Source organism: Sphingopyxis sp. UBA6723 (genome assembly GCF_002454115.1).
GTDB lineage: Bacteria > Pseudomonadota > Alphaproteobacteria > Sphingomonadales > Sphingomonadaceae > Sphingopyxis.
Genome location: NZ_DKIH01000013.1, coordinates 742748 through 762112, shown reverse-complemented (window position 1 = coordinate 762112; position 19365 = coordinate 742748). Strand labels below are relative to the sequence as shown.

General features: G+C 62.7%; 17 protein-coding genes. 12 read left to right on the top strand and 5 right to left on the bottom strand.

From position 1 onward, the window contains the following. Positions 1-192: 192 nt before the first annotated feature. The 5 genes from clpA to glnA all read left to right on the top strand — a co-directional run bounded on the left by clpA (position 193) and on the right by glnA (position 8173). Complete coding sequence (clpA, locus tag B4F07_RS16855; RefSeq protein ID WP_293701896.1) at positions 193-2535, top strand: ATP-dependent Clp protease ATP-binding subunit ClpA; 2343 nt, start codon at positions 193-195, stop codon at positions 2533-2535. Between the two features lie 195 nt (positions 2536-2730). Next, positions 2731-3570: a type I methionyl aminopeptidase gene (gene map / locus B4F07_RS16850; protein ID WP_293701893.1), complete on the top strand. Its 840-nt coding sequence runs from the start codon at positions 2731-2733 to the stop codon at positions 3568-3570. Positions 3571-3782: 212 nt separating this feature from the next. Further along, positions 3783-5966, top strand: a complete 2184-nt coding sequence (locus B4F07_RS16845; protein ID WP_293701890.1) for a PQQ-dependent dehydrogenase, methanol/ethanol family — start codon at positions 3783-3785, stop codon at positions 5964-5966. A gap of 384 nt (positions 5967-6350) precedes the next feature. After that, entirely contained in the window at positions 6351-6689 is a 339-nt protein-coding gene (locus B4F07_RS16840) for a P-II family nitrogen regulator (protein WP_037518110.1), read from the top strand. Between the two features lie 71 nt (positions 6690-6760). Further along, on the top strand, positions 6761-8173 hold the full coding sequence (gene glnA, locus B4F07_RS16835) for a type I glutamate--ammonia ligase (RefSeq protein WP_293701887.1): 1413 nt from the start codon (positions 6761-6763) through the stop codon (positions 8171-8173). 390 nt (positions 8174-8563) lie between these two features. On the opposite strand, the gene B4F07_RS16830 is transcribed toward glnA, so the two are convergent. Next, positions 8564-9232: a hypothetical protein gene (locus B4F07_RS16830; RefSeq protein WP_293701884.1), complete on the bottom strand. Its 669-nt coding sequence runs from the start codon at positions 9230-9232 to the stop codon at positions 8564-8566. A gap of 4 nt (positions 9233-9236) precedes the next feature. Beyond that, positions 9237-9443, bottom strand: a complete 207-nt coding sequence (locus tag B4F07_RS16825; RefSeq protein ID WP_088442821.1) for a helix-turn-helix transcriptional regulator — start codon at positions 9441-9443, stop codon at positions 9237-9239. A 125-nt stretch (positions 9444-9568) separates the two neighbouring features. On the opposite strand from B4F07_RS16825, the gene B4F07_RS16820 reads away from it, so the two are divergent. After that, positions 9569-10504 (top strand): IS1595 family transposase, encoded by a 936-nt coding sequence (locus B4F07_RS16820; RefSeq protein ID WP_293701879.1) that lies wholly within the window; start codon positions 9569-9571, stop codon positions 10502-10504. Positions 10505-10651: 147 nt separating this feature from the next. Here B4F07_RS16820 and B4F07_RS16815 read toward each other — a convergent pair whose 3' ends face one another. Further along, positions 10652-11599, bottom strand: a complete 948-nt coding sequence (locus B4F07_RS16815; protein WP_293701877.1) for a DUF3800 domain-containing protein — start codon at positions 11597-11599, stop codon at positions 10652-10654. A gap of 133 nt (positions 11600-11732) precedes the next feature. On the opposite strand from B4F07_RS16815, the gene B4F07_RS16810 reads away from it, so the two are divergent. From B4F07_RS16810 to B4F07_RS17465, 6 genes are all read left to right on the top strand, one after another. Further along, the gene (locus tag B4F07_RS16810; RefSeq protein WP_293704919.1) at positions 11733-12251 is read left to right on the top strand and encodes an SRPBCC family protein; all 519 of its coding nucleotides are present in this window, start codon (positions 11733-11735) and stop codon (positions 12249-12251) included. Positions 12252-12357: 106 nt separating this feature from the next. Beyond that, positions 12358-13827, top strand: coding sequence for a PQQ-dependent sugar dehydrogenase (locus tag B4F07_RS16805; RefSeq protein WP_293701871.1), 1470 nt, complete (start codon positions 12358-12360; stop codon positions 13825-13827). A 56-nt stretch (positions 13828-13883) separates the two neighbouring features. After that, positions 13884-15194 carry a M20/M25/M40 family metallo-hydrolase gene (locus tag B4F07_RS16800; protein ID WP_293701868.1) on the top strand — a complete coding sequence of 437 codons (1311 nt, stop codon included), beginning with the start codon at positions 13884-13886 and terminating at the stop codon, positions 15192-15194. A gap of 179 nt (positions 15195-15373) precedes the next feature. Continuing rightward, the gene (locus tag B4F07_RS16795; protein WP_293701865.1) at positions 15374-16810 is read left to right on the top strand and encodes an aldehyde dehydrogenase family protein; all 1437 of its coding nucleotides are present in this window, start codon (positions 15374-15376) and stop codon (positions 16808-16810) included. A gap of 166 nt (positions 16811-16976) precedes the next feature. Then, entirely contained in the window at positions 16977-18203 is a 1227-nt protein-coding gene (argJ, locus tag B4F07_RS16790; protein ID WP_293701862.1) for a bifunctional glutamate N-acetyltransferase/amino-acid acetyltransferase ArgJ, read from the top strand. After that, the gene (locus B4F07_RS17465; RefSeq protein ID WP_414711720.1) at positions 18193-18495 is read left to right on the top strand and encodes an SEC-C metal-binding domain-containing protein; all 303 of its coding nucleotides are present in this window, start codon (positions 18193-18195) and stop codon (positions 18493-18495) included. The genes argJ and B4F07_RS17465 overlap by 11 nt, the downstream gene beginning before the upstream one ends. A gap of 65 nt (positions 18496-18560) precedes the next feature. Here B4F07_RS17465 and trxA read toward each other — a convergent pair whose 3' ends face one another. Then, positions 18561-18881, bottom strand: coding sequence for a thioredoxin TrxA (gene trxA, locus B4F07_RS16785; protein ID WP_293701859.1), 321 nt, complete (start codon positions 18879-18881; stop codon positions 18561-18563). 63 nt (positions 18882-18944) lie between these two features. Continuing rightward, positions 18945-19365, bottom strand: a 421-nt coding sequence (locus B4F07_RS16780; RefSeq protein WP_293704917.1) for a PD-(D/E)XK nuclease family protein, incomplete at its 5' end; no start/stop codon positions are given.

Genomic DNA, 19365 nt, shown 5'->3' with positions numbered 1-19365 from the left:
CTGAACTTTGGAATATCACGCCGCCCTGGCGGCGGCCAAATCTCAACGCTCCGTTAACCATACCGCAACCCCCGTCATCGTAATTTCACAAACGCCATCCGCTTTTCCCTTGCAGGGCGGCGGCGGCATCGCCACCTTGTGTTCCTAGGGGCCGCCTCTCTCCCCCGGCGGGCCTCGCAAGGAGAAAAGTCCATGCCGTCCTTTTCGGAGAGCCTCGAAAAGACCCTGCACAATGCGCTGAAAGCCGCATCGGAGCGTCACCACGAATATGCGACGTTGGAGCATCTGCTCTTCGCGCTGATCGACGACGACCATGCCGCCGAAGTGATGCGCGCCTGCGGCGTCGCGATCGACGACCTGCAATCGGCGGTCGTCCATTATCTCGACACCGAACTCGACAGTTTGAAGGTCGAGGGGCACAGCGACCCGTCGCCGACCAGCGGCTTCCAGCGCGTCGTCCAGCGCGCGATCCTGCACGTCCAGTCGTCGGGCAAGGATGAGGTGACGGGCGCCAACGTGCTCGTCGCGCTCTTCTCCGAACGCGAAAGCTATGCGGTCTATTTCCTCCAGCAGCAGGATTTGACCCGCCTCGACGCGGTCTCCTACCTCAGCCACGGCGTCGGCAAGGGCGGCAAACCCTCGCCGCAGGCCGAACCCGAGGAAAAGGAAGAAACGAAGGACAAGGACAGCGGCGGCAAGAACAAGAAAGAAACCGCGCTCGACCAGTTCACCGTCAACCTCAACGAGAAAGCCAAGGTGGGCAAGGTCGACCCGCTGATCGGCCGCCATGCCGAGGTCGACCGCACAATCCAGATCCTGTGCCGCCGGTCAAAGAACAACCCGCTCTATGTCGGCGATCCCGGCGTCGGCAAGACCGCGATCGCCGAAGGGCTGGCGCGCAAGATCATCGAGGGCGACGTGCCCGAGGTGTTGCTGCCTGCCGTCATCTATTCGCTCGACATGGGCGCGCTGCTCGCAGGCACGCGCTATCGCGGCGATTTCGAGGAGCGGCTGAAACAGGTCGTGACCGAACTTGAAGGCCTGCCGCACGCGATCCTGTTCATCGACGAAATCCACACCGTCATTGGCGCTGGCGCGACGAGCGGCGGCGCGATGGATGCGTCGAACCTGCTCAAGCCTGCGCTGTCGGGCGGCGTCATCCGCTGCATCGGTTCGACGACGTACAAGGAGTTCCGCAACCATTTCGAAAAGGACCGCGCGTTGCTGCGCCGGTTCCAGAAGATCGACGTGGTCGAACCGACGCTGGAGGACACCAAGAAAATCCTCGCCGGGCTGCGCAGCGCCTTCGAGAGCCACCACCAGGTGCGCTACACACCCGACGCGATCAACGCCGCGGTCGAGCTGAGCGCGCGCTATATCAACGACCGCAAATTGCCCGACAAGGCGATCGACGTGATCGACGAGGTCGGCGCGATGCAGATGCTTGTCGCCCCGTCGAAGCGCAAGAAGACGATCACCGCCAAGGAGATCGAGGCCGTGATCGCGACGATGGCGCGCATCCCGCCCAAATCGGTGTCGAGCGACGACAAGGCGACTCTCGCCAGCCTCGAGACCGACCTCAAGCGCGTTGTCTTTGGTCAGAACACCGCGATCGAGGTGCTCTCGTCGGCGATCAAGCTCAGCCGTGCGGGTCTCCGCGATCCCGAAAAGCCGATCGGCAATTATCTATTCAGCGGCCCGACCGGCGTCGGCAAGACCGAGGTCGCCAAACAGCTCGCGTCGATCATGGGCATTCCGCTCCAGCGCTTCGATATGTCCGAATATATGGAGCGCCATTCGGTCAGCCGCCTGATCGGCGCGCCCCCGGGCTATGTCGGTTACGATCAGGGCGGGCTGCTCACCGATGCGATCGACCAGAACCCGCATTGCGTGCTGCTGCTCGACGAGATCGAAAAGGCGCATCCCGACCTGTTCAACATCCTGCTCCAGGTAATGGACAACGGCCGCCTGACCGACCACCACGGCAAGACCGTCGATTTCCGCAACGTCATCCTGATCATGACGACGAATGCGGGCGCCAGCGACATGGCGCGCGAATCGATCGGCTTCGGCCAGTCGACGCGTGAGGATGTGCAGGAAGAGGCGGTGAAGCGCATGTTCACCCCCGAATTCCGCAACCGCCTCGATGCGATCGTCCCGTTCGGCTATCTGCCGCCCGAAGTCGTCGCGCGCGTTGTCGACAAGTTCATCCTCGAACTCGAACTCCAGCTCGCCGACCGCAACGTCCACATCCAGCTCGACGATGCGGCGCGCGAATGGCTGACCGGCAAGGGCTATGACAAGTTGTACGGCGCGCGCCCGATGGGCCGCCTGATCCAGGAAAAGATCAAGCAGCCGCTCGCCGAGGAACTGCTCTTCGGCAAGCTCGTCCACGGCGGCGAGGTCAAGGTCAAGATGAAGACCGGCGACGACGCCAAGGTCGGCAACCCGCTGGCGTTCGAAATCGTCTCGGCGCCGCCGAAAGCGGGCAAGGGCAAGGCGAAGGTCGATAAGACAAAGAAGGCGGCGGAGTAAGCTAAGTTGAGCCCCTCCCCGTCAGGGGAGGGGCAGTGAGACTTGGTCCGGCGTAGCCGGGCCTTTAGTCGAGCGGGGTGGGGTCTATCGGCCTAGCGCTATGCTGACAGACCCCACCCCAACCCCTCCCCTGAAGGGGAGGGGCTTAAAAAGCCCCCCTCGCAATTAGGCGCCATATCGCCTATATCTTTTCCCATGTACGACTATGTCTCCGTAACCACCGCCGACGCCGGCGCGCCCACCCCCGTGCGCGACGGCACGATCAAGCTGCACGACGAGGCGGGCTTTGCCGGCATGCGCAAGGCGGGGCGGCTGTCGGCCGAAATCCTCGACGCGCTCGTCCCCTTTGTTCAGCCGGGCGTGACCACCGCCCAAATCGACGACCTCGTCCGCACGATGATGCTCGACGGCGGCGGCATTCCTGCGACGCTCGGTTATCGCGGCTTCACGCACAGTTGCTGCACCAGCATCAACCATGTCGTCTGCCACGGCATCCCCGACGACAAGCCGGTGCGCGAGGGCGACATCGTCAATATCGACGTCACCAGCATCGTCGACGGCTGGCACGGCGACACCAGCCGCATGTATCTGGTCGGGGACGTGCCGATCAAGGCGCGGCGGCTCGTCGAAGTGACTTATGAATGCCTGATGCTCGGCATCGAACAGGCGAAGCCCGGCAACCGGATGGGCGACGTAGCGCACGCGATCCAGACCCACGCCGAGCGCCACCGCTATTCGGTCGTTCGCGATTTCTGCGGCCACGGCCTCGGCCAGATGTTCCATGACGCGCCCGAAGTCGTCCACGCCGGACGCCCCGGCACCGGGCCGGAACTCAAGCCCGGCATGTTCTTCACGATCGAACCGATGATCAACACCGGCAAATATGCGGTGAAGATGCTTGCCGACGGCTGGACTGCGGTGACCCGCGACCGTTCGCTGTCGGCGCAGTTCGAGCACAGCATCGGGATTACCGAGACCGGCTGCGAGATTTTCACCGCGAGCCCGAAGGGTCTGAACGCGCCGCCCTGGTGCTGATCGACAAAGCGGTTTACACCTCGTCATCCCGGACTTGATCCGGGATCCATGACTTTCAATGCCGCGCCGACCTTCGTGGACCCGGGATCAAGTCCAGGGTGACGAATAGCGGGTGCCTCTTTCCCCACTCCATTTTCCTGCTTGCACCAATCAGTCTTCGCGCGCAGTCTTGACGTTAACGTCAAGCATAGGCGTCGAACGGGAGAGCATGAATGGCGAAACGGGTCTTGAAGGCCGCGCTGCTGGGCTGCGCGGCGCTGGCATTGGCGGCATGCAACGCGTCGAAAAATGAGAGCATCACCAGCGGGTCGCTCGACGATGCCGAAAAGGCCAGCGAGATCTTACTCAAGACCGGCGGCAATGGCGACGACTGGGCCGGCATCGGTTTCAGCTATGACGAACAACGCTTCAGCCCACTCACCGACATCAGCGACAAGAATGTCGGCGAGCTCGGCATCGCCTGGACCACCGATCTGGAAGATGCCCGCGGGCAGGAAGCGACCCCCGTCGTCGTCGACGGGGTGATGTACGTCAGCCACGCCTGGTCGAAGGTCAGCGCGTGGGACGCCGCGACCGGCAAGCCGCTGTGGAAATTCGACCCCAAGGTTCCGGGCGAGAAAGCCGTCAACGCCTGCTGCGACGTCGTCAATCGCGGGGTCGCGCTGTGGGGCGACAAGGTTTTTGTCGGGACGATCGACGGCCGCCTGATCGCGCTCGACAAGGCGACCGGCAAGGAGCTGTGGTCGACGCTGACGGTCGATGCTTCGAAACCCTATACGATCACCGGCGCGCCGCGCGTCGTGAAGGACATGGTGCTGATCGGCAATGGCGGCGCCGAATTCGGGGTGCGCGGCTATGTCACCGCCTATGATGCCGATACCGGCAAGGAGCGCTGGCGCTTCTACACCGCACCCAATCCCACCAAGGCCAAGGACGGCGCCGCATCGGACGACATATTCGCTTCCAAAGCCAACGCCACCTGGTCCGACACGGGTGAATGGCAGACCTCGGGCGGCGGCGGCACCGTGTGGGACGCGATCGTTTACGACAAGGATCTCGACCAGATCTATCTGGGCGTCGGAAACGGCAATCCGTGGAACCATGGCACAAGGTCGAATGGCCAAGGCGACAACTGGTTCCTGTCGTCCATCGTCGCGGTCGATGCCAGTACCGGCGCCTATAAATGGCATTATCAGGAAACCCCGGGCGAGACATGGGACTATACCGCGACCCAGCCGATCATCCTGGCCGAGCAGGCGGTGAACGGCACCCCGACCAAGGTGCTGTACCACGCACCAAAGAACGGCTTCTTCTTCACCATCAACCGCAGCAACGGCAAGCTGATCGACGCCAAGCCGTTTGTCGACGGGATCAACTGGGCGACAGGCTACGACCTCGCCACCGGTCGCCCGATCGAAAATCCCGAGGCGCGCTTCTACAAGACCGGCAAGCCCTTCATCGCCATCCCCGGCGCGCTCGGCGCGCATAACTGGCACCCGATGAGCTACAATCCAGCGACCGGACTCGTCTATATTCCGGCGCAGCAGATCCCGCAGGGCTATCTCGCCGACATGGACGAGCTCGACCGGCGCAAGGTTCTGGGCTTCAATGTCGGCGCCTCGCTGAACAAGACGATGCTGCCCGACGACAAGGCCGCGTATCGCGCCGCGGTCGCCGCGACCACCGGCCGCCTCGTCGCCTTCGACCCGCGCACCGGCAAGGTCGCCTGGGCGGTCGATCATCCCGCCGCGTGGAACGGCGGCACGATGACCACGGCGGGCAATCTCGTGTTCCAAGGCACCAGCCTCGGCCGCTTCCGTGCCTACACCGCCGACACCGGCAAGCAGTTGCTCGACCTCGACATGCAGTCGGGGATCGTGAGCGCGCCGTCGACCTTCCGCGTGAACGGCATCCAATATGTGGCGTTCATGACCAGCAAGGGCGGCGCCTTCCCGCTCGTCGCCGGGGTCGCGGGCGGCGCGACGCGCAAGGTTCCAAATATCCCGCGCCTCGTCGTGCTCAAGATCGGCGGCACCGGCAAACTGCCCGCGCCGCCCGCGACGACGACGCTGGCCTGGAACCCGCCGCCGATGACCGCGAGCGCGGCCACGGTCGCCGCGGGCAAGGCGCAGTTCGGGCGCTATTGCATGGTGTGTCACGGCGACAGCGCAATCGGTAACGGCTTTACCCCCGACCTGCGCGTCTCGGGCACGCTCGCCAATGCCGAGGCGTGGAAGGGCGTGGTGATCGACGGCGCGCTGAAGGACCGCGGCATGGTCAGCTTTGCCAAGGTGCTGACCCCGCAGGACGCCGAAGCGATCCGCGCCTATGTCATCGAACGGTCGAACTGGACCAAGGCGAACCTGGCGGACAGTGCGGCACCGATGGGGCGGTGAACTGAACATCCTCCCTGTCGCGCAGCGATGGGGAGGGGGACCGTTCGCGAAGCGAATGGTGGAGGGGCTTTGCAACGGGAGCGTTATCGCCCCTCCGTCAGCGCTTCGCGCTGCCACCTCCCCCTCGCTGCGCGACAGGGAGGAATGAGTACGCGCTTGCCGCTTTTTTAGGCACCGCGTGGCGCCCATTGCTCACCCCTTAAGCAACCACGCAACTTCCTGTCACAAATCTTACCGAAAGCTTGCGATTCGCCAATTGGCACGGCTCTTGATTGGTGCAAGATGACGGGGCCTCGCAGCGACTCACAGGTGCGAACCGGACAGGCAGGCCTGATCCGGCTCTGACTGCGAGCGATGCGAAATGCCCAAAGGGGGACGAAAAGCGTGAAGAAGATTGAGGCGATCATCAAGCCGTTCAAGCTCGACGAAGTGAAGGAGGCGCTGCACGAAGTCGGGGTCAGCGGTATCACCGTGACCGAGGCGAAGGGCTTCGGCCGCCAGAAGGGTCACACCGAACTGTATCGCGGCGCCGAATATGTCGTCGATTTCCTGCCCAAGGTGAAGCTGGAAGTCATCGTCGAAGACAGCATGGCCGAACGCGTTGTCGAGGCGATCGCCGCCGCCGCTCAAACCGGCCGCATCGGCGACGGCAAGATTTTCGTCATCCCGGTCGAAACGGCGCTGCGCATTCGCACTGGCGAGCGCAACGAGGACGCGCTCTAGAGCAACTGCTCCCCACCCTGTTCAACTAAGCCGGTGCAACCGGTCATCATCGCAAGAAGGAAGCTCAGACCATGGCTACGAAGCCCAAGGACATCATCGCCCGGATCAAGGAAAACGACATCGAGTGGGTCGATCTGCGTTTCACCGATCCCAAGGGCAAGTGGCAGCATCTGACCATGGTCGCCTCGGTGCTTGGCGAGGACGAGCTCGAAGACGGGCTGATGTTCGACGGTTCGTCGATCGAAGGCTGGAAAGCGATCAATGAAAGCGACATGATCCTGAAGCCCGACCTCGACGCGGTCTATGACGATCCCTTCTCGGCGACCCCGATGCTCGTCATCTTCTGCGACATCGTCGAACCCTCGACCGGCGAAGGCTATGCCCGCGACCCGCGCACCACGGCGAAGCGCGCCGAGGCTTATGTCGCCTCGACCGGCGTCGGCGACACCGTCTATGTCGGCCCCGAAGCCGAATTCTTCATGTTCGACGATGTCCGTTTCGAGACCGGCTATAACAAGTCGGGCTTCGAAATCGACGATATCGAACTGCCGACCAACACCGGTCGCAGCTATGAAGGCGGCAACCTCGGCCACCGCCCCCGCGCGAAGGGTGGCTATTTCCCCGTCGCGCCGGTCGACAGCGCCGTCGACATCCGCGCCGAGATGGTTTCGACCATGCTGGAAATGGGCCTGCCATGCGACAAGCATCACCATGAAGTCGCCGCGGCGCAGCACGAACTCGGCCTCACCTTTGGTACGCTGACCGAAACCGCCGACCGTATGCAGATCTACAAATATGTCGTGCACCAGGTCGCGCATGCTTATGGCAAGACCGCAACCTTCATGCCGAAGCCGATCAAGGACGATAACGGATCTGGCATGCACACCCACATCTCGATCTGGGAAAAGGGCAAGCCGCTGTTCGCGGGCAACGGCTATGCCGGCCTTTCAGACATGTGCCTCTATTTCATCGGCGGCGTCGTCAAGCACGCCAAGGCGCTCAACGCCTTCACCAACCCGACGACGAACAGCTACAAGCGCCTCGTCCCCGGCTTCGAAGCGCCGGTGCTGCTCGCTTATTCGAGCCGCAACCGTTCGGCCTCGTGCCGCATCCCCTATGGTGCGGGCGCCAAGGCGAAGCGCGTCGAATTCCGCTTCCCCGACGCGATGGCCAATCCGTACCTCTGCTATTCGGCGCTGCTGATGGCGGGCCTCGACGGCATCCAGAACAAGATCCACCCGGGCGATCCGATGGACAAGAACCTCTATGACCTGCCGCCCGAGGAGCTGGCCGAAGTCCCGACCGTGTGCGGCAGCTTGCGCGAAGCGCTCGACAGCCTGGCCGCCGATCACGACTTCCTGCTCAAGGGCGACGTGTTCACCAAGGATCAGATCGAAGCCTATATCGAGCTGAAGTGGGACGAAGTGTATCGCGTCGAACAGACCCCGAGCCCGGTCGAGTTTGACATGTACTACAGCGCCTGATCCGCGAGGGTCAGCGACGCCAGGGGGGGCGTCCGGTTCGGGGGAACCGGGCGCCCTTTTTTGTTACCATCGTGCCGATGACGGCCTTGGGATGGCAAGCGGACATGGGTCATCGCGAACCGCGTGACGATCCAAAGTTCAGCAAAGTTCAGCCTTGTGCACACCGCGATTCGGACCCTGCGCTGTGTTGAAGACGCCAAGGCACGCGACTGGTTCACATCGCCCTGTCCGTCCGCAAGCGACCGGTGGGTCTGCAGCATCAAGGAGGCGGTTGAAGGCTGGCATAGCCGGAAAAAGTAGGAAAGACCTTTTTTGGGGTGGCCTTAAGACATTCATCTCCCCTCCAGGGAGGGGAAAAGATTCGTCCACCACGCCCGGTCAAAACCAGCCCTATCGCGGGACCATCATGCCGCGGCGGGCGGTGATGACGAAACAGGCGAGCAGCATCGATCCGAATGACAGCGACACCAGATCGAGCGGCCCGGGACCGGCGACCAGACCGGCCGCGGCCGCGCTGCCCCAGACAGTTGCGACGACCAGCAGGACATTACCGGTCAACGCAGTGATTTCGACGGTAAGCTGGCGCCATAATTCGTCGAAACTTTTCCACATCCACAGCGATACCAGAGTGAAGCCGCCGAGCACCGCGAGCAGGATCCAGAAGGCAGCGGCTGGGCTGACCAGCGCTGCGGCGCCCGCAGCGTCGGCCGCCACGGCCTGCGCCAACAGCATCAACGCAGCCCCCATAATGATACAGCCGATCGCGCTGGCGCCCATATTGGCGCGCTCCTCGACGATTTCATCGGCGTCGGCGACGTTGAGCAGGCGCTGCCCGACCAGCCGCGGCGCCACCGTCCCGATGCCGACGAACAACCCCATCAGCGCATAGATGAACCCGACCCCGAGCAGGATGATTGCCGAGGGCGCCCAGTCGAGGCCGCCCTGCGCGTCGATCAACGCCAACATCGCGAACATGCCGCTGGCGCCGGCGATCGCCCCGATGATCGCCTGGATCGCCATCTTGCGCCATCCCGCCGCCTTGCTTGCCTGCGTCGTCATCTTGCTACTCCTTCGCGGTCCAATGGTCGATGAACAGCTCGCGCACTTCGAGCGCGAACAGGCCTGCCATGCGCAGCGCCAGCGGCAGGCTGGGGTCATATTTGTCGGTTTCGACCGCGTTGATCGTCTGGCGCGACACGCCAAGGCGACGGGCCAGTTCGCCCTGGCTCCACCCCGCCGCTTCGCGATATTCGCGGACCCGATTCTCCACAGTCGCTCCCTTGCCTGTCAAGAGCTCTTTACAGTTATGATGCCCGCCTGTCAAACACTCTGGCGTTATTATACTTGACATACCCACGTGAAACTGCCAAAAACTCCCCATAAGGAGTTAATTCGATGGTTTCCGCGCTTTCTGCCCCGCACTTCCACAATGAAGAAGCCGCCTTCGCCTATGTCGAGGCGCGCGTATGGCCGGAGGGTCCGACCTGCCCGCATTGCGGTGGCGTGGAACGCATCGGTAAGATGGGTGGCAAGTCCACTCGCCTTGGCCTTTACAAGTGCTATCAGTGCCGCAAGCCCTTTACCGTTCGCATCGGGACCATCTTTGAAAGCAGCCACGTTGCCCTGCATATCTGGTTGCAGGCGATGTATCTGATCGCTGGCAGCAAGAAGGGCATTTCGAGCAACCAGCTTCACCGCACCCTTGGCGTCACCCTAAAAACCGCTTGGTTCATGTCGCATCGCATCCGTGAAGCGATGACCAATGACACCATCGGCGATTTCGGCGCGGGCGGCACCATGGTCGAAGCTGACGAAACCTTCCTTGGCCGCGATCCCGACGCCGTGAAAACCCGTCACCCGCACCGCCATATGAACAAGGTTGTATCGCTGATCGACCGCGCGACTGGCCGTTCGGCATCGGTCGTTTTCACCGGCAATCTTTCGGCTGATAGCGTTGGCCAGATCGTCGCCGCGTATGTCTCGCCGGAAGCGCATTTGATGACCGATGAAGCCCGCCACTATCGTACCATCGGTCGCGACTATGCAGTGCATACCAGCGTTGCCCACGCACATGGCGAATATGTCCGCAAGGGTGACGCGACTATCCACACCAACACCATCGAAGGCTTCTTCAGCATCTTTAAGCGCGGCATGAAGGGCGTTTACCAGCACTGCCAGAAGAAGCACCTTCACCGCTATCTGGCCGAATTTGACTTCCGCTACAGCAATCGTCAGGCTTTGGGCTGCAACGACTCCGACCGCGCCGACCGCCTGTTGGCTGGTGTCGTTGGCAAGCGGCTCACCTATGAAACGACTGGTCGAGGGGCCTAAGTGTCATGCCAAAGAAGAAAAATCAGGAGACGCAAGCCGAGCAAAGCGCGCGGTTCAAAAAGGCTGTCCGCGAGCTAATCGACGCTGGCGAACTAAGTCCCACAGAAGCCGACGATAATTTTGAGCGCCTAATGCGAAGCCAAGGAATCAAAAGGCAAACCGACTCCCATTAAGGAATTTTTTGATATTTTCTTCATTCCATTCGGCTTTGCCGAAGTGACGCATCTTGTGGGCTTTATCTAGAAACTCTTTTTCGGCTTCATCATCGCTGAAAATTGATCGGATCAGTTTGTGAAATGCTGGCCTGTTGCCGATTAATCTATAATCCCTGACGACATTTACACCATCATGATGGTACAAATAGAAGGTATGATGATCGACTTCATTTAGGGCTTCGAAGTCTTTTCTGATCGTGTCTTTTCCATTCACGACATCTTTTACGTATTTTGCAGTTTGCCAAGCTAGCAAGTCCGCCGCCTGTAGAAGACATGCCTGTTCCTTGGCGACGAAGGAGAATGAGGGCAGGCGACCGCTTGGGAAAACCTTGTCAGGAAGAATCGCAAAGTCTAAATGCTTCCGCGCCAACGACTGAGTTGAATGGCCTTGCTCAATAAAAATGGCAGCGTCAGGATCAGCATCGTTACGGTTGATATGGGTGAAAAAGTGACCAATGAGCATGGTCATGATGTATGCGTAGGAGTTATCAAAATCTTCTCGGCCTGATTTGAATCCCCATTTTGGTGGATTTACAACAAATGAAATACCAGTTTCCGAATTCTTTTTAATTAGATCGATGCACCTTCTGGCAAGCCAATCCCGCTTTTCAGGTTTCAAGTCTTTGTAGTGCTTTCCGCTTCCATGGGCGCAATCAACCATGTGGAAATAGGGGACGCCCACGCGGCGCAATGCGCGTGCCCATTTCTCCTGCATTACGACGGCTTTATCGCTTCGGAACAGGTAACCCGACACGACGAAAACATCGTCGCTACCCTCGTCGCCGCTCTCGTCGATGTAGGCTTCCCAGAGCGCCAAAACATATCCCCCACGAGGAAGCAGGACGTCAATCAGTCTTGAGAATTGATCACGAGTGCTCACTTAGCACCCCCGATCTGGGTTGGGTATGCCAAATATAATAACGCCAACACTCTTTACATCGGGCCAAAGCGGCCGTTGACGCTTTTGTAAGCTGTCATCGCTATAAGAATTCAGCATTTCAGGGGGGATTGCGATGCTACGCTCGACTTTTTTGATGGCCGCGATGCTGCTGACCGCGGGTTGCGGCAAGATGGCCGAACTCGCCAACCAAACCCGCACGGTCGCGGCGCCGCGTGAGGAGGTGTTCGCAAAAATGTTCGGTGACGGCAGCGCCTTTACCGGCATGCCGATGGTCACCAATGGCGGGTCGACGCGCCTTTACGAGCTAGTTGCGGAAAAAGGCGATCCGGGGTTCGACAAAATGGTCCCCGACGAGCGACCCGACGCTTACAAGATCAAGCTGGCGGTCGCGATGGAAATACCCCGTGAGGCGCATCTGATCTACAACGTCGATGACGGTGCGCTGACGACGGGGCTCAAATTCACCTTTGAAGAGCTGGCGCCCGATCGCACCCGCGTCGATTTTGCCATCGACGATCTGAGCGGCGATGGTGCCAAGGGGCTGACGGTCAACCGTTTGGTACTGCGCAAGATCGCGCAAGACGCGCTGGGCAAACTCGACGATTTCGAAGAGGCAAAAGGGCCCGCCTGATGGCGCTGGATGCCGGGATACCATGGTAAACCGGCGGGGTTGCGGTCGGCTTTGACCAATGGCAGGTTGCGGCAGGGGTGGGTCTGATCGCGAAAGGCTGTTGGCCATGCGGAAAAGCGTCTCTCTCCTCCTGACCTCTCTGATGCTCGTGTCGTGCGGGGGTGGCGGGAGCAGCGGCGGCGGGACCCCGCCTGCGGCCAATGCGCCGCCCAGCTTCACCTCGCTGCAAACCGCGAGCGTCGCCGAGAACAGCACCGCCGCCTATCAGGCGACCGCGACCGATCCTGACGGGAGCATGCTGACTTTCACCATCGACGGTGGTGCCGATGCGGCGCGCTTTGCGATCACCGCGGCGGGCGCGCTCAGTTTCAGCCCCGCGCCCGATTTCGACCTGCCCGGGGATGCCGACGGCGACAATGTCTATGCTGTCGTGCTGCGCGTCAGCGACGGTCAGGCGAGCGTGACGCAAGCGGTGAACATCACCGTTACCAACAGCCGTGAGGGCATATCGGTGGTGCGCGTGGGCACCGGCTTCAGCCAGCCACTTTATGTCGCGCCCATCCCCGGCAGCAGCAATGTGTATGTCGTCGAAAAGGGGGGCGACGTCTATCGCTTCGACCCGGCGAACGGCAGCCGTACGCTGGTGCTGGACATCACCGACATTTCGACCAGCGGCGAGCGCGGGCTGTTGGGGCTGGCGACCTATCCCGATCATGCGACGTCACAGCGGCTGTTTGTCGTCGCCACCGCGACCAACGGCAATGTCCAGGTGCGGCGTTATATATTGGGCCAGCCGAACAGCTCGACCAGCTATGACACCGTGCTCGACATTCCACACCCGGGCTTCGACAACCACAACGGCGGCTGGATAGGCTATGGTCCCGATGGCCATGTCTATGTCGCGGTCGGCGATGGCGGCGGCGGTGGTGATCCGAACAACAATGCCCAGAACCGCAATGTGCAGCTCGGCAAGATTCTGCGCTTTGCGGTCGGCGCGGGCGGCAACAGTTACGCCCCCGCCCCCGGCAATCCATTTCTGCCGGGCGGCGGCGATCCCTATGTTTTTGCCTTTGGCCTCCGCAACCCGTTTCGCGCCTCCTTTTCGGGCGCGACGCTGTTGATCGGCGACGTTGGTCAGGGCGCGGTCGAAGAAATCGACATGGTGACGACATCGCAACCCGGGCTGAATTTCGGCTGGCGCTTTCTGGAGGGAACCCAGAGCTACACTGGCACCGCCCCCGCCGGATTGACGCCGCCCGTCGCCGAATATGGCCACGGGACCGGGCCGCGGCAGGGCCGTTCGGTCACCGGCGGTTATGTCTATCGCGGACCCGTGACGTCGCTGGCCGGCCAATATGTCTTTGCCGATTTCGTCTCGGGCAATATCTGGTCGGTGCCGTTTTCCAGCCTGACCGCCGGACAGACGCTCGCCTCGTCGCGCTTTGCGCGGCGCAACGAGGATTTTGCCCCCGACGCCGGAACGCTCAGCTCGATCGCCTCGTTCGGCGAAGACAGCGCGGGCAATTTGTTTATCGTCAGCATCGGCGGCAGCATTTTCATGGTTCGTCCCGGCTGACCGCTTGCCCACGGCCCGTGCAGGCGGCACAAGGGCGGCGTCCAGAGGAGTCCTCCATGAAATCGCTGCCGTTCGCCGCCCTGATCGCGCTTCAACTCGCACTCGCCCCAGCGGCGCAGGCCCAGTTGAGCCAGGCTGAACGCGCGATGGCGACAATGGTCGAGGCCGAGCAACCCCGCTCGATCGCGCTGCTGGAGAAGCTGGTCAACCAGAACAGCGGCTCGCTGAACCTGGAGGGCGTCGAAAAGGTCGGAGCGATGATGCGCGCCGAGCTTGAACCACTGGGCTTCACGGTAATCTGGAAACCGATGCGCGAGACCGGCCGCGCCGGGCATCTGATCGCGACGCACAAGGGGAAGCCCGATGGCAAGCGCCTGCTGCTGATTGCCCACCTCGACACGGTGTTCGAATCCGATTCGCCGTTCCAGCGCTTCGAGCGCAGGGGCGACTTGGCCAAGGGACCGGGCGCGGGTGATGACAAGGGCGGCATGGTCGTCGCGCTCGCGGCGTTACGCGCGATGCACGCGGCGGGGACGCTGAAAGACGCCAATATCGAATTTCACATGACCGGCGACGAAGAGGATGCGGGCGACCCGATCGACATCGCGCGCGCCGACCTGATCGCCGCGGGCAAGCGCAGCGATATCGCGCTGTGTTTCGAAGGGCTGATCCGCGAGAATGGCGCCGACATGAGTTCGGTCGCGCGGCGGTCGTCGGAGAGCTGGACGGTGACCGCCACCGGCAAACCCGGGCATAGTTCGGGCATCTTCAGCGCCGCGGCGGGCGACGGTGCGATCTATGAACTGGCGCGGGTGATCCACCGTTTCCGCACCGAACTGCCCGAACCCAATCTGACCTTCAACGTCGGGCTGGTCGCAGGCGGCGAGCAGGCGGCGCTCGACGGCGGAAAGATCCGCGCCAATGCGACCGGCAAAACCAACATCATCGCATCGACTGCGGTCGCGCGCGGCGACCTGCGGACGCTGTCGGTCGAACAGGCGCAGCGGGTGAAGGCAAAGATGGCGGCGATCGTCGCCGACCACGCGCCCGGCACCTCAGCAACGATCGCGTTCGATCCCGGCGGCTATCCGGCGATGGCGCCGACCGACGGCAATCGCGCGCTTCTCGTTCGGCTCAACGCCGTGAACCGGGACTTGGGCCTGCCCGAAATGGCGGCGCTCGACCCGCTGAAGCGCGGCGCCGCCGACATCAGCTTCGTCGCGCCGTTCGTCGACTCACTCGCGGGGCTAGGCGCGTACAGCACCGGCGATCATGGTCCCGATGAAACCGTCGACCTGCCCAGCATCGCGCGCCAGGCGACCCGCGCTGCCATATTGATGTCACGGCTGAGTGCTGAAAAGCGGTAGCGCGTGTCGTTTCCCGCTTCGTCACCCCGGACTTGATCCGGGGTCCATGCTACGAACGAGGAATGGACCCCGGATCAAGTCCGGGGTGACGATAAAGGAGCGATGAACTTGATTCATCCGCCACAGTGATTAGGTAGCAATCCGAGACGTATTCAGACACGCCGATTGGGAGAGAGAAAATGAGCGACACCGCAACGCACCTCAAGCAGAATTATATCGGCGGCCAGTGGGTCGACAGCAAGGGCGGCAAGCCGCACGACGTGATCAACCCGGCGACCGAAGAAGCGGCTTCGACGATCGTCCTCGGCACCGCCGCCGACGTCGACGATGCCGTCGCTGCGGCGCGCGAAGCGCTGAAAAGCTGGTCGCAGACGACGCGCGAAGAGCGGCTCGACCTCCTCAATCGCATCGTCGAGGAATATAAGAAGCGCGCCCCCGATCTCGCCAAATCGATGGCGAGCGAAATGGGCGCCCCGGTGAGCTTCGCGGGTACGGCACAGGTCGGCGCCGGGATTGGCGGCTTCCTTGGCACCATCGCTGCGCTCAAGGATTTCAACTTCACCGAAAAATATGCCGCGGGCGTCATAGCGTACGAACCGATCGGCGTCGTCGGCATGATCACGCCGTGGAACTGGCCGCTCAACCAGATCGCGCTGAAGGTCGCACCGGCGCTCGCCGCGGGCAACACGATGGTGCTGAAGCCTTCCGAAGAATGCCCCGGCAACGCGACGATCTTTGCCGAAATCCTCGACGCCGCGGGTGTCCCGCCGGGCGTGTTCAACCTCGTCCAGGGTGACGGCCCGACCGTCGGCAATGCGATCAGCGCGCACCCCGGCATCGAAATGGTCAGCTTCACCGGCTCGACCCGCGCCGGCATCCTCGTCGCCAAGGCGGCGGCCGACACCGTCAAGCGCGTCCATCAGGAACTGGGCGGCAAGTCGCCGAACATCGTCCTGCCCGACGCCGATTTCGCCGCGGTGCTGCCACCGACAGTGCAGGGCGTGCTGGTCAACACCGGCCAGAGCTGCATCGCGCCGACGCGCATCCTGGTGCAGAAAGAGCGTGAGGCCGAAGCGGTCGGCGTGATCAAGGCGATGTTCGACGGCACGTCGGTCGGCGATCCGATGAGCGAAGGCGGCCATATCGGCCCCGTCGTCAACAAGGCGCAGTTCGACAAGATCCAGGGGTTGATCCAGTCAGCGATCGATGAGGGCGCGACGCTGGAAACCGGCGGCACCGGCCTGCCGAGCAACGTCAACCGCGGCTATTACGTCAAGCCGACGGTGTTCTCGGGCGTCACCCGCGATATGCGGATTGCGAATGAGGAGATCTTTGGCCCCGTGGCGACGATCATGGCCTATGGCGACCTCGACGAAGCCGTCGATATCGCCAACGACACCGAATATGGCCTGTCGGCGGTGATCTCCGGCGACCCCGCTCAGGCCGCCGCCGTGGCGCCGAAGCTGCGCGCCGGCATGGTCGCGGTCAACGCGTGGGGACCAGGCCCCGGCGCGGCGTTCGGCGGCTACAAGGCATCGGGCAACGGCCGCGAAGGCGGCGTGTTCGGGCTGAAGGACTTTATGGAAATAAAGTCGATCAGTGGCATTCCGGCGTAAGCGGTCGTCGCCCCCGCGAAGGCGGGGGCCGCGGGCGTCCTGACGCGGCGTCGATGCGTAAACCTCCAGCGGCCCCCGCCTTCGCGGGGGCGACGTGAAAATCTACAGATCCCTCCCGCAAGCGGGAGGGGTTTTGCTTTAGGCCATTAGCGATTATGCGCCTCCGATGACCACGCGCTCCCCCCTCGCCCCCGCATCCTTCCCCAAGCTCCCCGACATCGCCGGGGTCACCCTCCGCGTCGCGCGCGCGCAATACAAGAATTGGGACCGCTGCGACCTCTCCTATGTAGAGCTCGCGCCCGGCACGACGGTCGCGGGCGTCTTCACCCGCAACGTCTGCTGCTCGTCCGAAGTCGAGCTCGGCCGCGAGCAGGTCAAAGGCGGTATCGGCCGCGCGCTGATCGTCAACGCGGGCAACAGCAACGCCTTCACCGGCTATCGCGGCCGCGAGGCGGTCGAACAGATCATGGCGCAGGTCGCCGATCATCTGAGCTGCGCGAAAAGCGAAGTCTTCGTCAGCTCGACCGGCGTCATCGGCGTGCCGCTGCCTAAGGACAAGGCGCGCGCCGGGGTCGAAGCCGCGCTCACCGCTGCGCCCTGCTCATGGGAAGCCGCCGCCGAAACCATCTGCACCACCGACACTTTCGCCAAGGGATCGGCCGCCACCGCGGTCGTTGGCGACAAGACCGTTCACGTCGCGGGGATCGTCAAAGGATCCGGCATGATCGCCCCCGACATGGCGACGATGCTCGGCTATATCTTCACCGACGCCGCGGTCGCGCCCGCATTGTTGCAGGCGATGCTGAGCGAAGCGACCGGTGGCAGTTTCAACAGCATCACCGTCGACAGCGACACCTCGACCAGCGATACCGTGCTGCTGTTCGCGACGGGGTTGGCAGGCAATCCGCCTCTTACCACGCGCGACGATCCCGGCGCCGACGCGCTCTACGCCGCGATCCGACAGGTCGCGCTCGACCTCGCGCAGCAGGTCGTGCGCGACGGCGAAGGCGCCTCAAAGTTCATCGAAGTTCAGGTGAGCGGCGCCGTCAGCGACGACAGTGCCAAGCGCGTCGCGCTCGCGATCGCCAACTCGCCGCTGGTCAAAACCGCGATTGCGGGCGAGGACGCCAACTGGGGCCGCGTCGTGATGGCGGTGGGCAAGGCCGGCGAACCCGCCGACCGCGACAAGCTCGCGATCCGCTTCGGCGATCATTGGGTGGCGAGGGACGGCCTGCCGGTCGACGGCTATGACGAGGCCCCCGTCGCGGCGCACCTCAAAGGTCTGGAAATCCGCATCGGCGCCGACCTTGGCTTGGGCGAAGGCCGCGCGACCGTCTGGACCTGCGACCTGACGCACGGTTACATCAGCATCAACGCAGACTATCGGAGCTGAGCACATTCTGGTAAGGCGCCGCCTGCGCGCGATCAGGCGCGCTGACCACAGGAGGCCGTCATGGTACGCCAAAAAGACTTCGCCGACCTGCCCTGCTTTCGAGATCAGTTCGAAGCGGCGTAAAGGTTATCCGTCGGAAACGCAGGTCAAGCGGGGACACCGCTTCGTCCACGGCGACAAGGAACTCATCGAAAAACTCGGTCGCCAAGATCCGTGTCCGTGTGGCTCAGGCCTCAGGTTTCCGCAATTGCTGCCTGACATCGGGCCGATTTCGACGGCTCTGAACGGCTAAATTATTGGCGCGACTGACCAAAAGATGACCCCCGACGTCGGCAATCCGACGTCGGGGAAATTGGCTTAAAGCGCGCCTTCGAGCCAGCCCTTGAGCGCGCTCTTCGGCGCCGCGCCGACCTTGGTGTCGGCGACTTCGCCATTCTTGAACAGGATCATCGTCGGGATGCCGCGCACGCCATATTTGGCGGGGGCGTTCGGGTGATCGTCGATGTTCAGCTTTGCGATCACGACCTTTTCGCCCAGCTCATTGGCGATTTCCTCGAGCGACGGGCCGATCATCTTGCACGGGCCGCACCATTCGGCCCAGAAATCGACAAGTACGGGGGTGTCGCTGTCGAGGACGTCAGCCTGAAAGCTGTCGTCGCTGATTGCCTTGGTACCCATGATAAAAACTCCTGAAATTCGGTTATCCTCAAGCTAAGGCGTCGCACCCTTCGGCTCAAGACCTCAACCGCCCAAATTCGCCTTGGTTGCCGCCAAGCCGGGCTTGTGCGCATCGAGCAGCGCATCGTCCAGCGCGATCAGCCGCGGCCCGGCGGTATACAGCAGCGCCGCATCGATCCGCCGCTCCGGAAAAATCGCCGCCAGCGCGCCGCGATACGCGGCCATCTGGCGCAGATAGGTGGGCTGCACCGCGGACGCATTCTCCGGCACATGCCGCCCGGTCTTGTAATCGATTACCGTCACCGCATCATCGGTAACCAGCAGCCGGTCGACGATACCCGCCACCACCACGCCGTCGACCACCGCCGACAGCGGCACCTCGGCGAGCGAGCCCGGCCCGAACAGCGCCGCATGCGCCGGGTCGTCCAGCACGCTCAGAACCTCATCGACCATCGCAGCGCGCGCCGCCGCGTCGAGATCGGCC